Source organism: Sphingopyxis jiangsuensis, assembly GCF_016734905.1.
Lineage (GTDB): Bacteria > Pseudomonadota > Alphaproteobacteria > Sphingomonadales > Sphingomonadaceae > Sphingopyxis > Sphingopyxis jiangsuensis.
Genome location: NZ_JAERPO010000001.1, coordinates 1,071,114 through 1,085,880, shown reverse-complemented (window position 1 = coordinate 1,085,880; position 14,767 = coordinate 1,071,114). Strand labels below are relative to the sequence as shown.

Genomic DNA, 14,767 nt, shown 5'->3' with positions numbered 1-14,767 from the left:
GTCTCTTCCAAAAGACTATCGATCATACATTGTTCCTATTGTATTATCTGTTATCATTTCTTTGATGCCGTGGCCTGATATTATCATGTCAGGTACGCGTGGTATATTGCAAGACAGAGAAGTCTATATCCAAAAGATCATCTACAAGGATAATCTTTTGGATTATTTTTACTTCGATAGCTACCTAGACTATTTCACTTCCGAATATTCCTGGTGGTTTCTGATGAAACTCCTGGAGGATGATCTGCTTCCGGTAACGTACGATACCGTTTTTCAAATTATATCGACCGTATTTTTGGCGACGGCTGCGCTTATCGTCTACAGGCGTGGTGGACTGCTTCCGCTTATTTTTCTTGCAAACCCCCTCATCTTCGAGCTCGCTTATTCGCAGCTGCGGTCGGGGTTGGCGATCAGTATTCTCTATCTCGTCTATCTCTTCTTGCGGCGATCGACCTATATTGCCGTCGCCCTATGCCTGTTTGCAGCCACGATCCATACGACGATGATCATTTTCCTCGCGATTTATGTCCTTTGCCTGATGACCGACAGCGAAGGCGGGCGTTTGTCGCGCTGGCCTTTGGGGCTACGCCTCGCGCTGATACTGGGCGCAGGGGTTGTCATGGGGCTGGTGATCGGACCGCTTCGTGAGGTCCTGCTGACACTGATCGGCGACCGGCGAGCCGAATATCTGGACCTGTCGAGCAGCCCCCTCTATCTTAGCTTCTGGGTCGGCCTCTTGGGACTTTTCCTGATCGACTATCGCGACACCTTTCGCTCGATCGAGGGCCGGTTTTCGCTGTTCATCCTTTCGCTCGTAACGGTGAACGTCTTTACCGGCGGCTATTCGCTTCGCTTCTTGGCGCTCGGTTATCCTTTCGTCATTTCGACGGTGTTGATCGCCAAGCCGTCGGTGAAGATGTTCGCGATTCCGGCGATGTCGATCTACACGATCGCGCAGTGGATATATTATTTCTCCACAATTTCAGGATGACGCCGCATGTCGGGACATGTGCTTCACATCATCACGGGACTCGGGACCGGCGGGGCCGAACGATCGCTTTTCAATCTGGTGACCTCGAACCTCGACAACCGGTTCACGCATGATGTCGTGTCGCTGGCTGGCATGGGGCACTACGGCCCTATCTTGCTGGAACGGGGCATATCGGTCGAGGCGTTCGGCATGAAGGGGGCGGTCGGGCTTCCCGCAGCGCTGTTCGGGGTGCGTCGGGTTGTTCGACGGACACGCCCCGACATTGTCCAGGGATGGATGCCGCACGGCAACGTGATCGCGTCAATGGCAGCTTCGATGGCGGGCCGGCGGGTTGGCCTCGCGTGGAACGTCCGTCAATCGCTTTACGACCTGCGCGCCGAGAAGCGCGCGACGCGATGGATGATCCGCGGTCTAAAAGCCAAGTCCGCGCGACCGGATGCGATTATCTATAATAGCAACCAGGCCCGTGCGCATCATGAAGCCATGGGCTTCTCCGCGCGCCGCGGTATCGTCATTCCGAACGGCTTCGACACCGAGCGATGGAAACCTGATGCGCGGTGCCGGGCGGCGCTGCGGACGAAATTGGGCATTGGCGATGATGTGCCGCTCGCGGGTTTTGTTGGTCGCTTTCACGCGCTTAAGGACGTCCCGACCTTCATGGCAGCCTGCGCGATCGCGATGGTGGAAAACCCGCAGTTGCATGTGGTCATGATCGGTGATGGTCTGACCCGCAACACGATTGCGCTGCAACCGCATTTCGCCGATCTGCCGGCACAGCGATTCTTTGCCCTGGGCCCGAGGGACGACATCGAGGCGATATTGCCCGGCATGGATTTCTTCTGCCTGTCGTCTGTGAGCGAGGCATTTCCAAACGTGATCGGCGAAGCGATGGCGAGTGGCCTGCCATGCGTGGCGACCGATGTAGGGGATTGTGCAAGGCTTCTCGATGGCAACGGGCGAATTGTACCGCGCGGCGACGCCGCGGAAATGGCCGTGGCGATAACCGATCTGGCGCGGATGAGTGTTGCGCGCCGCGCTGAAATCGGCAAAGCGGCGCGAGCGCGGATCGAGGCTAGCTACAGTCTCCGGGCTACCGTTGCTGCCTATATGCAACTCTATGATTCAATGATGAAAAGAGAAGTCTAATGTGTGGTTTTGCAGGGTTTCTCGATCGGGCGGGATTTGCCGACGGCGAAGCCGTGCTGCGCCGGATGGCCGATACGCTCGTGCATCGTGGGCCGGATAGCGACGGCTATTGGGTCGATGGAGAGGCTGGGATCGCGCTGGCGCATCGCAGGCTGGCGATTATGGACCTGTCCCCTGCCGGACATCAGCCGATGGCAAGCCACGACGGCCGATTTGTCCTGAGCTACAACGGCGAAATCTATAATCACCTCGATCTGCGGCGCGAACTCGAAGCGAACGGCCAAATCGGATGGCGGGGCCATTCGGATACCGAAACGCTGCTTCAGGGCTTTTCGGCTTGGGGCGTGCCGGGGACGCTCGATCGCGTGAACGGCATGTTCGCACTGGCACTCTGGGACAAGGGGGAGCGAAAGCTGTTCTTGGCACGCGACCGGATGGGCGAAAAGCCGCTTTATTACGGCCTGCAGGGCAATACATTGCTCTTCGGGTCGGAACTCAAGGCGCTTCGCCAGCATCCGGCGTGGCGTGCAGGCGTGAACCGCGACGCGCTGGCGTTGTTTCTGCGCCACAATTATGTCCCCGGACCCGGCTCGATCTTCGAAGGCATTCAGAAGCTACCACCTGCGCATTATCTTGAGATCGGCGTCAACGATGTGGCACTTCCTGCATCTGTCGCCTACTGGGACATCGCAGCGAAAGCGAAAGCGGGGCGCGACACCCCCTTTTCGGGATCGGCCCAGGAATCGGTCGACGCTCTCGAGACACTGCTGCTCGATGCGGTCGGGATTCGGATGGCGGCCGACGTTCCGCTCGGGGCTTTCTTGTCCGGCGGCTATGATTCCAGCACAATCGTCGCGCTGATGCAGCATCGATCGGCGCGCCCGGTCAAAACCTTCTCGATCGGCTTTTCCGAAGCCGAATATGACGAGGCGCATCATGCAAAGCGGGTCGCGACGCACCTCGGTACCGACCACACCGAACTCTATGTCACACCGCAGGATGCGCTCGATCAGATCCCGATCCTGCCGCATCACTGGGACGAACCCTTCGCTGATTCCTCGCAAATTCCGACGCTATTGGTCAGCCGCCTTGCTCGATCGGAAGTGACCGTCAGCCTGTCGGGCGACGGCGGCGACGAACTGTTCTGCGGATACACCCGTTACGCCCAAGGCTATGATATCTGGCGTCGTCTCGGCAGGATGCCGCGCGGTGCCCGCACGCTGGCCGCGGCTATGCTTCGCATGACGCCCGCGAACCTTATCGACGGGGCGATGAAGTTTGCACCCGAACGGCTTCGTAAGATGGCGGTTGGCGATCGGATGCTCAAGCTTGCCGATGTGCTGAACGTCGAGCGTGCTGACGATTTCTACCGCTCGCTGGTGTCACATGCCAAGAACCCGTCAGCGCTCGTGCCTGGCGCGCACGAGCCGGTGACGATCTTGACCGAGTCCGATCCGGACTGGCCCACGGACGGCGATTTCCGGGATCGGATGATGTATCTCGATATGCGCAGCTACCTGCCCGACGATATATTGGTGAAGGTTGATCGGGCCAGCATGGCCGTCAGTCTGGAATCGCGCGTGCCGTTGCTCGACCACCGCGTCGTCGAATTCGCGCTCGCGCTTCCGCTGTCGTACAAGCTCCGCGGCGACGAGGCGAAATGGCCGCTGCGTCAACTTCTTTATCGGTACGTACCGCGCGAGATGATGGAGCGACCCAAGATGGGTTTCGGCGTGCCGATCGAGCATTGGCTCCGCGGGCCGCTTCGGTCGTGGGCGGATGATCTGCTCGCACCCGACCGTTTGCGGCGCGACGGCTATTTCGATGCCGAAGCCGTCGCCCGGCTGTGGTCCGACACACGCAGCGGTCGTCGGCGACTGCACTATCACGTTTGGGACGTGCTGATGTTCCAGGCTTGGCTTGACGCTCAAGCAACGAGGTGAGGCGGGGGCGGCGAGGCGTTCTCGGCCGCCGCTATCAGGGTCGGTGGCCGCGCATTTCGCTGTGTCGATAAATCTCAAGATGCCGTGCAGTGACTTCGCGAACATCGAAATGGGTTTCGGCGTGCCGCCGTGCCGCTTTGCCCATGGCAATACAGAGATTGCGATCGAGGATCAGTTTGTCGATCGCGTCGGCCAGCGCCGCACCATTCTTCGCCGGACATAAAATCCCGGTGACCCCGTCGACGATTGCGTCACGGCAACCGGGAACATCGCTTGTAACCGACGCGCGGCCGGCCGCGGAGGCGTCGATGATCGTCTTTGGAAATCCCTCACGGTAGGACGGCAGGGCGACAATATGGAGCGCCGCGAGCGCTGTCGAGATATCGTGCGTATGCGGCTGCCATTCGATGGCGCCATCGGCGACCCAGGATTCGATTTCTTTTGACGTTACGGACGAGGGATTGGTCGGATCGGGATCGCCGATCAGCAGGAAGCGAGCATCGCGGCCACGTTCGCGAAGCTGTCGTGCGGCGTCGACGAACTCATAGACTCCCTTGTCGCGGAGCAGGCGGGCGGGGAGGCCGACGGCGGTCGTCGCGCCGACCGGGTGTGGCCGCATCACGATCGCGCCCAAGTCGACGCCTGAGCCGCCGATCATGTAAACGGTGGCCCTGTCGAGGCGGGCGAATTCGACCATCTTTGCGTCATCGCGATTCTGGAAGATGAAACTGGCATTCCGGCGATTGAGGCCGATGCTCATAAAGCGGTTGATGAGGCGTCGCAGCACGGCTTTCGATCCGCGCGCGGCACCGGTGTAGACATACCCGAGCCCCGAGACCGCGCCGACGATCGGGACGCGTAATAATTTCGACGCGAATCCGGCATGTAATATACATTTGAGCGCTATGGCGTGAATTATCGTGGGAGCTGCTGCACGGGCAATCCTGACGGCGCCGAGAAAGGTCCGAACCTCGCCTATGATGGACGTGCCGCCGCGGTCGATTTTCCATTCGACCCATCGCGCGCCGCTCGCCTGGATCGTATCGGTGGCCGGCGAAGTCGGACAGGCGACCACGACGTCATAGCCGCCGGCGATTGCGCCCTCGACCAGGTTGAGCCGGTGCGACACGAAAAAGGGCGCATCGCCGACAAAGAAGAGAATCCTTTTGTTCGGCATGATGATCAATCAGACTTGGTCGGACGCGGTTATGCGATCACCGCCACCGCGTCCGAGCGCAGTTGCCACGATGATGCGAAGATCGAGCAGCAACGATCGCAACTTCTTGTACCGATAGTCGCTGCGCGCGAGCGCGATTGGCCTACTCATGTCGATCTCGCGGATCTGCGCATAGCCGGTTATCCCCGGCTTTAGTGCGTAAACCCCAAGCGCTTCGCGCGCCTGCATAAGTTCGGTCTGCGAGTACAGGCAGGGACGGGGCCCCACAAGGGTCATATTCCCGCGCAGCAAATTTATCGCCTGGGGTAGTTCATCCAACTTGGTCCGGCGGAGAAACGCGCCAATCCTGGTTACGGCGCTGGAGCTGACCTCGTGCGTTCCGGCGGCCACAGTATCGCGCTTCATTGTCCGGAACTTATAGAGGGTGAACGGAATCTGCGCGGCGCCGACACGTTGCTGCGCGAAGATTGCTGGCCCCGGACTGTCGAGCCGGATCGCGATCCAGATCACAGCAAAAACTGGTAAGAATAGCAGTAGGATGCCCAAGCCGACACCAAGGTCCATTGAGCGTGAAATGGCGCGGTAGGCGCGCGAGCGTGATAGGTCGTCGGTCAATATTCCAGGTGGAGGAAGGGAATGGGGTTCGCCAAGCGCATAGTCGACGAGGCTTTGCGCCGAAGTCGCGGGCTTCAGCATTTTTAACAGAGCAAATATCATACCACCAACCGCAGGGCCGAAGCGGGAGAGAAAGGCGAGCCTTTCGCCGAAGTATCCGCGGTCATGAAAATAACCGATGTGAACATTGTCGAGACGGTCGCCGATAATATCGTGAATAGCGCGCTTTCCTATAGCCTTACTGACCGCATAGGGCGATTCTTCAAAGTCGCCGAGCGCGAGGATAGAGGAAATATTGAGGAAACGACGCCCGTTCATGCGCGAGAATTCGCGTGCGATCTGCGATGCGAAATCCACATTCACCGCCGAGAAATCGGCCAGCGTCCCGGGTGCGTCATTGTTGCGCACGGCCAGATGAATCAGCGTATCGCAGCCGGGCAGGCGCTTAAGATCGCCATAGTCCGCGACTGCCACGGAACCTATTTGGTTGGCGAACAGGCGGCGCAGCGTGTCCGAGTTGCGTCCGACCGCGAGCAACGTGCGCCCGTTCCGCGCTAACAGGGGAACCAGATGCCGGCCTACTTTCCCGGAAGCGCCGGTGACGATGAAATCATAGGGACGCGAAGTGTCGACGATCATCACACGGGTTCAAACGGTTCCAAATGAAGGGGAGGCGGCGGCTCTGGAGCGGCCCGTCGGATCCAACCAGCCGCGCCGGTCTCTGTCAACGGCTATCGCCGCGGCGAATCATTCGGCGATTTCGACAAGATCGCCGCGACCTCCGAGCCATTGCCCGCTGGCGGCATATTCGGGCACCAGGCTGCTGATGATCTGCATTGCGGTGGCGGCATCGCCGGACTCGCAAATGACTGCGTTAAGCCGCTTCATCATGCGATCCAGCTCGACCCAGGGTATCAATCCCTCGCGCGCGCGCATGATTCGCGGGTGGTGCGTCGGTTCCGGATTATTTCCGATGAGTAGCTCTTCATAAAGTTTCTCGCCCGGTCGCAGGCCGGTCTCGATAATCTCGATATCGCCCTCCGGAAGGTCAGGCTCGCGTACGCTGAGGCCTGAAAGCCGGATCATGGCACGAGCCAGGTCGATGATCCGCACCGGCTCGCCCATGTCGAGAACGAAAACCTCGCCGCCCTTGGCCATTGCGCTTGCCTGGATGACGAGCTGTGCAGCTTCGGGTATCGTCATGAAGTAACGTGTTATCTCCCGATGCGTAAGCGTCAGGGGGCCGCCGGCCGCGATCTGCGCCTTGAACAACGGCACAACCGAACCACTCGACCCCAAGACATTGCCGAACCGCACCATGCTGAAAATCGTTTTCACTCCCGGCTCGGTCGCGCGCGCCTGCAGAATCATTTCGCAAACCCGCTTCGAGGCGCCCATGATGTTCGTCGGCCGCACCGCCTTGTCGGTGCTAATCAACGTGAAGTTGGTGACGCCAACCTCTTCGGCTGCCTTGACGCTATGGAGCGTCCCCATGATATTGTTGCGGAGGCCCGATAGCGGATTGGCTTCAACTAACGGCACATGCTTGTAAGCTGCCGCATGAAGCACGGTCTCGGGGCGATGGCGCTTATATATGCGTCGCATCGATGACCGGTCGGATACGTTAGCGAGTTCGAGTTGGATCGGAATTGCAAGGCCAAGCGCCTTCATCATGGCGTCGAGTTCGCGCTCAATCGCATAAAGACTATACTCGCTTTGTTCGAGCAGGACGAGCAGCGCGGGGCGGCAGCGAATTATCTGTCGGCATAGTTCACTTCCGATCGATCCGCCCGCCCCCGAAACAAGGACTCGTTTTCCAACGATCGTCCTTCCCATCAGCAATTCATTTGCGGCTACCGGTTCACGTCCGAGCAACTCTTCGATCTGAATCTCGCGCAAATCGTTGACGGTTATACTTCCGTCGATGACATTGGTCAGACTGGGCAGCGATCGGACGTAGACATCCTCTTTCTGCAGCTCCTCGATAATCTCCCGGCGGCGTGCGCGCGAAGCGCTCGGGATCGCCAGCAGCACCTCATCCGCGGCGGTTTCGTGCAACACTTGATGCAGGCGGAACGAGCCGAACACTTGGACGCCGTCGAGCCGCTGTCCGTCGAGTCTCGGGTCGTCATCGATGAAGCCGACGAGGTGCACTTGCGGTTCATGACGCAAGGACAGCGCAAGCTGCTGGCCGGCGCGTCCGGCGCCATAGACCAGCATACGCCGCGCGTTGACGCCGACGACGTTCAGAAGGTCGAGTAGTGCGAAGCGAATGCCGACGCGGCTCGCTGCTAGCAGCAGCAGAAAGATCATCGGATGCAGTACGCTCAGCGTTCGCGGCACACCGGGAAGACGAAATACGACGCACACCACCAGCAGCGGAAGAATCAGCAACCCGCACGCGACCGCAAGGTCCGTGACCGTGCGCGAGCCGGAATATCGTATGAGCGACCGATAAACGCCGGACCTCCACGCGATGGGATACCAGAATATCAATGAGCAAGCAGCAAACGTCATGATCGGGCGTGAGAAAAGCTCCCAAACGCCCAAGCGTAGCGAGAAGGCAAACCATACGGCAACCAAGCATAGCGCGCCGTCGATCGCCACCGCGGCGAACTGGCGTTGAATGCGCGGCCGTTCGCCGATGAAAGCGAGACCCCCCTTCCGCAGGTTGCGCCAATGATTTTGGTCGAGAATTTTCATAGATTGCCGCTATTCCTCGCAGATGGCCATTGTGGGGTGCAACTTGCGAGACATGCTCCTGCAGTGGTTGCGCACCAATGAAGCGGGCGCGACAAAAAACAAGATTGTCATAGAAGCAATACCGTTGCCATTCAACCAGCGTTGCGTCCAGTTGTGTTAGCTATCCCACGGAAATCAGGGAGCTTGTGCTGATGGACTCTCTCGCGCTCGCCGGACAGCGCGCGAATTCCCAGTGGATGCTCGAGGTGGACCTGAAAAATCGAACAGACGATCGCTAAGGCTATTTACGATCTTGTTGTCGACAACGGTCGCGTCTTGTCCGACTGAGAACGCCTTCGATGCGACCGGTTGCTCGAATTCTACGAGATTTCCACGCAGCTCGGGGGCGATCGCATCCCATGCGCCGACGATGTGGGTTGTCGGCCGGCTGATGCGAACATAGAATTTATTCTCCTTTATCTGCGGCGCTTTCCCGCCGAAATAGGCCGCGCGTTCATAAACACCGAGTAACATCATATGTTCGAACACCGCGTGGTCGCCCAGAAAGACAAAGGCGTCGGGGCGCACTGACGACCGCAGATCGACCACGCTGTGGCTCACCTGGACCCGCGGCGCATGGGCGCCGCAGATGAACGATGCGCTCCCGTCCGACCTTATCCCGCTGATCGCGATCCCCGCAGCGGCGGCGCCATGTACATAAATGCAGGGGTGATGATCCGATGCGCCGTTGTCAATCAACTCGAACTTCGGATCGGCAATACTGGTCGGGCCCGCCAGATAACCGATGTCGATAGCGCCGCGTTTGGGAGGAGCGCTGGCTCGGCTTGAATAGGGCTCGTTTGTCCAGTTGCGAACTGTCGGCCTCAATATAGCGATCTCGTCGCCAAAGGATTCGATCGCAGCTTTCTTGTTTGCATCAAAAATACAGTCAACTACCTCGATGTTGCGAACGCCGTTCACTCGCGTAATCGCCAATCCGGCGCCTTGGTTGCCGTCGAACAATATATTCTGAAGCCGGATGTTGCGAATGCGATTCGCGGGTCTTGACGGAACATCATCGGGTTCGAGGATGATACCTGCGCAAGGGCCGTTTCCGGTATCCCAAAGTCCATGAGTTAGCCCATAGCGACCGCCTTCGATCGATGCGTCTACACCCTCGATGATCGACAGGCCCTGTCGAAAGTTGTTGAGCGCGGTGCAATCTTTGAGCTTCCAGCGTGAAGGAAAGTCCAATGTAGAAACAGCGCCGCCGGGCCCCGTGCCATTTCCGTCGGTGCCAGCATACACGAGAAATCCGTCGCACGTGCCATTCACCACATGAACATTGCGAAAGAGCCACCGATGGCATTTGTCGACGACAATTACGTGCGCCGGATCTTCTGCCGGAATGCGGCTTTCGCGGTTGCCGTCGCAATGTAGATCGGAGATCTCGAAGTCGTTGCACTGGACGATGTAGAGTGCCGATCCGCCCCAGCCGGTGGGAGCGCCATCAGCCACCCTGATCCGGTGACCATTGCCGCGCAGCCTAAAGTTCGATTTTCCGCTCAGGACCAGTTGCGAGGGTATGACATAATCTGCGTCCAGTTCGCCATCTGTCCCGCCGCCGAGCGCATCGAGAAATCGCTGCAAACGCTGCAGGTGCGTATCGCCAGCCTGGCGAAAATTTTCGGGCCTTATCATCGTCCGGGTTTCCCATTCGATACCGGAGCCCAAAACGGACGGGCGCGACCGCAAAGATCGACCCGCCGCTGAGTCTCCGCCAAAACTATAGCCTCGCCGCGCACTACTTGCGAGACTTGCGCGAGAGGCGCGCATCCAAACAAGTTGATAGTGTCGCCCGTGTCGGTTGAATAATTATCCCAATCGGCTCGTGCATGAAGGGGTGCATGGCGGCTCCAAATCATACTATTGCATGGGATTGCCGGAACCCGTGATGCCGCTTAGTCGCCGGGTGATTCTCGCGAAGCTTGCCACGATCCCGCCGCGCCGGGATCGACGTTGCGGCTATGCATTCTGACTACAGACGCAATTCGTCCTGCCTGTCGAACCATAATCAATAGTGGCACACGCCGGACGAGGCTCTATGGAACGAGAAGCTGGCAAGACGAGATTCAGACTGCGGGGCGGGATAAGCGGTATTCTGCGGGTGGCGCAGATCGTGAAGTCCTTCAGTAAATGCCAAGTCGATCCTTGTCGGCTTCTGGTAGGACAATCTGTCATCGACATTGCCCAAGCGGCGGCGATGCCCTAAGTCCGCGACGTTTTATTTCTTGCCACCAAAGGTTTCGCGTTCCCGTTATGCGATGTTGCACCAATTGGCGGCGAGGTAGGACGCCACGGACAGTTCTGCAGATACAGTGAGGATATTAGTGGAAAATTTCGGACATGACGCGCTTTCGGAATCTGATTGCGTGGGACGTTCGTCGCGGGGCCAAGGAGGCGGTCTGGCGACGGCTAAACAGGAAATGACGCGCTGATGCTCAGAACTCCCACGGCGGGCAATATCGACCCCAAGACCGTACAAGGCTTTGGTGAGGAATGGGCGGCCTTCGACCAGACTGCGCTCGATGAAGCGGATTGGCGCCAACTTTTTGACGGCTATTTTTCGCTTTTTCCATGGGATGCTCTGCCCGCAGGTGCGTCCGGGTTCGACTTGGGATGTGGATCAGGTCGGTGGGCACGCGGCGTAGCCCCGCGCGTCGACATTCTCCATTGTATCGACCCTTCCGAAAAAGCGTTGCAGGTTGCAAGGCGCGTGCTCGGCAATGTGTCGAATGTCCGGTTTCACCATGCCGGGGTCGACGAGATCCCCCTTCCCGATGCCAGCCAAGACTTTGGTTATTCTCTTGGCGTGCTTCACCATATTCCGGACACGCAGAAAGCGATGCGGGCATGTGTCGCCAAGCTGAAACCTGGTGCGCCGTTCCTCGTGTATCTCTATTACGGTTTTGACGACCGGCCCGCGTGGTTCCGCTTCATATGGAAACTGAGTGATTATGTCCGGAGGGCCATCAGCCCGATGCCATTCCCTCTCCGCAAGACCATAACAACAGCGATCGCTGCCGCCATTTACTGGCCCTTGGCGCGGATGGCGATGCTCGGCGCACGCATCGGGCTGAAAGTGGACGGTCTGCCGCTTAGCTTCTATCGCGATCAGAGTTTTTACACAATGCGCACCGACGCGCTCGATCGATTCGGCACTCGTCTGGAACAGCGGTTCACGCGACCACAGATCGAAGCCATGATGACGGCATGCGGGCTGGAAGACATTCGGTTTCGCGACGGAACTCCCTATTGGGTCGCATGCGGCACAAAGGTACGCGACGGGAATTGATCTTTATGGGGGACGTGTTGCAAAGCACGCCCGTCATATTGGCCTGATGCCAGGACGGATCTGCTACGAGGAAGAGCTTTTGCCCTGTCGGTCGCGCCATGGCGCGCGCGGAATTTCGTCAGCACGACGCAGCGCCGTCAGCCAGACTTCGGCTTTGCCCGTATTAAGCTGGGCCAGCCCGGGCTACTATTGCGACAGCATCGCAGTTGGATGTCGTGGTATAGTCTGCCAGGCAAGCGCTTAACTTGAGACGCGCACCATAACCGGAAGCCCACTGGTCACGACTCGTTCGGGTCACGAACGAAAAAGAGGGCCTCCGAACCATCCGTCGCAAAACTCGGCGTGCGTCCAAAAAGCGTGGGTATGTGGTGCGCGAGACTCTCGCAATCGGCGCGCTCGTGCGCGACGAGGCGACCGCCTTGCAGCCACAGCACGCTGTGGGAAAACTGCGCAACTAGCGTCAGGTCGTGCAGAACCACGAGCACAGTGCACCCATGCGCCGATTTTTCGGCGAGACATTCCATCGCGCGATACTGGTTGGCGGGATCGAGTGCCGCTGCGGGTTCGTCGGCGAGCAGCACAGGCGTATCGGCTGCCAGCACCCGCGCGAGGCAGGCGAGCGCCTGCTCGCCGCCCGAAAGGTCGGCGACGCCGCGGTCGGCGAGCGCGGCGCAGCAGGCGGCTTCCATGGCTCGCTCGACGGCGGCACGGTCGGTCGCGCCCAGCTTGCCGGGCTCGGCTCCATAAGCGAATCGTCCGAGCGCGACCATGTCGCGGACCTTGATGTTCCACGCAAGATCATGGTGCTGCGGAAGATAGGCGATGCGCCGGGCGCGCTCGGTCGGGCTGAGGTGTGCGAGCGGCGTCGCCCCCAGAGCCAGCGTGCCTGCGAACGGCGCGACGCCCGCGAGCGCCCGTATCAGCGTCGATTTGCCCGCGCCATTGGGGCCGACAATTGCCGTGATACGCCCGGGTTCTATCGTCGCCGTCACGTCGTCGAGCAGCGTCTTGGCGCCAGCGCGCACCGTCAGATTCTTGATGTGGAGCGCGTCAGACATGGGCGCCCCGGCCGCGCCGCAACGCGATCATGGTGAAGACGGGAGCGCCGGCGAGCGCCGCGACGACACCAAGCCGCAGCTCGGTATCGGTGGGGAGGAGGCGCACGAGCAAGTCGGCGAGCACGAGGAGGAGGGCGCCGAGCGTTGCCGAAGGGAGCAGGGTGCGGCCCGGATCATGCCCTGCCCATGGCCGGACAAGGTGCGGCGCAACGATGCCGACAAACCCCACCGCTCCGGCAAGTGCGACTGCGGCTCCGGTTGCGATTCCGGTGCCTGCGATAACGGCGATGCGCGTGCGCCGCGCGTCGAGACCGTGCGCGATGGCGGCGGTCTCGCCGATCGCCAGCAGCGACAGATGCGCGCGCTGGCCGAGCAGGATCACGCAGCCGGCGAGAACCAGCGGCGCCGTGAAGACGAGGTCGCCGAGCGAGCGATTGGCGACCGACCCCAGCGTCCAGTTGATGAGATCCGAAAGCGAGAAGGGGTTTGGCGCGAAATTGAGGATAAGCGCCATCAGCGCGCCCGAGAGACTCGACAGGCCGACGCCGACGAGGATCAGCGTGGCCATCCCTTGCGTTCGCATTGCCGCGACGGCGAGGAGGCTCGTCGCAAGGAGCGCGCCGACGATGGCCCCGATCGGGAGCACCCAGGGGAGCGCAGCGGCAATGCCGAAATAGAGCGTCAGCGTCGCGCCCAGCGTGGCCGCCGCCGACACGCCCAATATCCCCGGCTCGGCGAGCGGATTACGGGTCAGCGCCTGCAGCGCCGCACCGCAGAGGCCCAGCGCTCCGCCGACAATTGCGGCCGCCAGCACGCGTGGCAGGCGGATGTCGAGAAGGATTATTGCTGCCGCCCGATCGCTCCCGCCGATCGCATCGACGACAAGGCGCGGCGCGGCGCCATCGGGGCCGAACATCACGGCTCCCAGTGCGGCAACGACAAGAAGCAGGGCAAGCGCCGGGTTCAGTCGCGCTGCGGTCATCGCTGTTCCCTTTCGGTCGTCGCGAGCGCGTGTACGGCGTGCCCGGCGAGCCAGTTTCCGCACGATATCCATGCCCCCGGCACCTCGACGTCTGCTGCACCGCGTGTCGCCCGCTCGACGACGGGGTGACGCGAAGCGGTCCAATGATCCTGACGGTAGCGCGGGCTGTCGAAAAAGGCGCGCATCACGACATCGGGCGGGCGGCGGACGAGCGCCTCGAGCGGGAGCGTGCCCCAGCCGGGCTGCTTGCGATAGGTCGTGTATCCTGCGGCAGCGACGATTTCGGCGACCATCGAACCGGGACCGGTGGTAACGTCGCCGGGGGTCACATAGAGCACAGACGGCGCGCTTGCCGGCGCCGGACGCTGCGCGGCGGCAAGATGTTGTTCAAGGTCGCTGGCGAGCCGCCGGGCTTGGCGGGCGGCTCCAAGTTCGGTGCCGACGCGCAGCAGGTCGGCGCGCGTTTCGGCAAAATTGTTCGGGAAGCCAAGCTGGACGACGTGAATGCCCATCGCTTCGAGCTGGCGGTCGAGCCGCGCAGCGCCGCCATAGGAGCGCACGACCACCGCGGGACGGAGGCGCGCAATGTCCTCGAGCTGTGGCCGAATTCGGGCGATGCCCTTGGCGCGCGGGGCCGAGAAGCTTGTGTCGCTGTCGGCCTCGAACGAAACGGCGCGGATCTTTCCGCGGGGAAGCAGCCCGAGCACCATCTGGTCGGCGCAATAGTCGATGCTCGCGACGCCGCGGCGCTCGGGCAGCGGCGCGCGCGGCTGGCAACCCGCGAGGAGCGCCAGCATCGCGAGGGCCGCTGCCATGCG

At 60.6% G+C, this 14,767-nt stretch carries 11 protein-coding genes; 4 read left to right on the top strand and 7 right to left on the bottom strand.

Annotated features, from left to right (window positions below):
* The first annotated feature begins 85 nt into the window (after window positions 1–85).
* Genes JI743_RS05245 through asnB form a run of 3 tightly spaced genes read left to right on the top strand, consistent with a single transcriptional unit; the run spans window position 86 to window position 4,080 of the window.
* On the top strand, window positions 86–991 hold the full coding sequence (locus JI743_RS05245; protein WP_201926599.1) for an EpsG family protein: 906 nt from the start codon (window positions 86–88) through the stop codon (window positions 989–991).
* Window positions 992–997: 6 nt separating this feature from the next.
* Window positions 998–2,137, top strand: coding sequence for a glycosyltransferase (locus tag JI743_RS05240; protein ID WP_201926597.1), 1,140 nt, complete (start codon window positions 998–1,000; stop codon window positions 2,135–2,137).
* Complete coding sequence (gene asnB, locus JI743_RS05235; RefSeq protein WP_201926595.1) at window positions 2,137–4,080, top strand: asparagine synthase (glutamine-hydrolyzing); 1,944 nt, start codon at window positions 2,137–2,139, stop codon at window positions 4,078–4,080. The genes JI743_RS05240 and asnB overlap by 1 nt, the downstream gene beginning before the upstream one ends.
* 34 nt (window positions 4,081–4,114) lie before the next feature.
* Here the strand turns inward: asnB and JI743_RS05230 are convergent, their stop codons facing one another.
* The 4 genes from JI743_RS05230 to JI743_RS05215 all read right to left on the bottom strand — a co-directional run bounded on the left by JI743_RS05230 (window position 4,115) and on the right by JI743_RS05215 (window position 10,255).
* Window positions 4,115–5,257 carry a glycosyltransferase family 4 protein gene (locus JI743_RS05230; RefSeq protein WP_201926593.1) on the bottom strand — a complete coding sequence of 381 codons (1,143 nt, stop codon included), beginning with the start codon at window positions 5,255–5,257 and terminating at the stop codon, window positions 4,115–4,117.
* A gap of 9 nt (window positions 5,258–5,266) precedes the next feature.
* Window positions 5,267–6,511, bottom strand: coding sequence for a sugar transferase (locus JI743_RS05225; RefSeq protein ID WP_201926591.1), 1,245 nt, complete (start codon window positions 6,509–6,511; stop codon window positions 5,267–5,269).
* Window positions 6,512–6,619: 108 nt separating this feature from the next.
* Window positions 6,620–8,575, bottom strand: a complete 1,956-nt coding sequence (locus JI743_RS05220; protein WP_201926589.1) for a polysaccharide biosynthesis protein — start codon at window positions 8,573–8,575, stop codon at window positions 6,620–6,622.
* A gap of 174 nt (window positions 8,576–8,749) precedes the next feature.
* The gene (locus tag JI743_RS05215; RefSeq protein ID WP_236659692.1) at window positions 8,750–10,255 is read right to left on the bottom strand and encodes a hypothetical protein; all 1,506 of its coding nucleotides are present in this window, start codon (window positions 10,253–10,255) and stop codon (window positions 8,750–8,752) included.
* Between the two features lie 796 nt (window positions 10,256–11,051).
* On the opposite strand from JI743_RS05215, the gene JI743_RS05210 reads away from it, so the two are divergent.
* Window positions 11,052–11,909, top strand: coding sequence for a class I SAM-dependent methyltransferase (locus JI743_RS05210; RefSeq protein WP_201926585.1), 858 nt, complete (start codon window positions 11,052–11,054; stop codon window positions 11,907–11,909).
* Window positions 11,910–12,187: 278 nt separating this feature from the next.
* Here the strand turns inward: JI743_RS05210 and JI743_RS05205 are convergent, their stop codons facing one another.
* The 3 genes from JI743_RS05205 to JI743_RS05195 are packed head-to-tail and all read right to left on the bottom strand — an operon-like array spanning window position 12,188 to window position 14,764.
* Window positions 12,188–12,967, bottom strand: a complete 780-nt coding sequence (locus JI743_RS05205; RefSeq protein WP_201926583.1) for an ABC transporter ATP-binding protein — start codon at window positions 12,965–12,967, stop codon at window positions 12,188–12,190.
* The gene (locus JI743_RS05200) at window positions 12,960–13,949 is read right to left on the bottom strand and encodes a FecCD family ABC transporter permease (RefSeq protein ID WP_201926581.1); all 990 of its coding nucleotides are present in this window, start codon (window positions 13,947–13,949) and stop codon (window positions 12,960–12,962) included. Before JI743_RS05200 ends, JI743_RS05205 begins: the two co-directional genes overlap by 8 nt.
* A complete protein-coding gene (locus JI743_RS05195) occupies window positions 13,946–14,764 on the bottom strand; it encodes an ABC transporter substrate-binding protein (RefSeq protein ID WP_201926579.1) in 819 nt (272 codons plus the stop codon). Before JI743_RS05195 ends, JI743_RS05200 begins: the two co-directional genes overlap by 4 nt.
* Window positions 14,765–14,767 lie beyond the last annotated feature (3 nt).

Coding starts and splice junctions, on each gene's coding strand:
- JI743_RS05200 (WP_201926581.1), bottom strand. CDS start 13,949: ATGACCGCAGCGCGACTGAACCCGGCGCTTGCCCTGCTTCTTGTCGTT.
- JI743_RS05205 (WP_201926583.1), bottom strand. CDS start 12,967: ATGTCTGACGCGCTCCACATCAAGAATCTGACGGTGCGCGCTGGCGCC.
- JI743_RS05245 (WP_201926599.1), top strand. CDS start 86: ATGTCAGGTACGCGTGGTATATTGCAAGACAGAGAAGTCTATATCCAA.
- JI743_RS05215 (WP_236659692.1), bottom strand. CDS start 10,255: ATGATAAGGCCCGAAAATTTTCGCCAGGCTGGCGATACGCACCTGCAG.
- JI743_RS05210 (WP_201926585.1), top strand. CDS start 11,052: ATGCTCAGAACTCCCACGGCGGGCAATATCGACCCCAAGACCGTACAA.
- JI743_RS05240 (WP_201926597.1), top strand. CDS start 998: ATGTCGGGACATGTGCTTCACATCATCACGGGACTCGGGACCGGCGGG.
- JI743_RS05195 (WP_201926579.1), bottom strand. CDS start 14,764: ATGGCAGCGGCCCTCGCGATGCTGGCGCTCCTCGCGGGTTGCCAGCCG.
- JI743_RS05220 (WP_201926589.1), bottom strand. CDS start 8,575: ATGAAAATTCTCGACCAAAATCATTGGCGCAACCTGCGGAAGGGGGGT.
- JI743_RS05230 (WP_201926593.1), bottom strand. CDS start 5,257: ATGCCGAACAAAAGGATTCTCTTCTTTGTCGGCGATGCGCCCTTTTTC.
- asnB (WP_201926595.1), top strand. CDS start 2,137: ATGTGTGGTTTTGCAGGGTTTCTCGATCGGGCGGGATTTGCCGACGGC.
- JI743_RS05225 (WP_201926591.1), bottom strand. CDS start 6,511: ATGATCGTCGACACTTCGCGTCCCTATGATTTCATCGTCACCGGCGCT.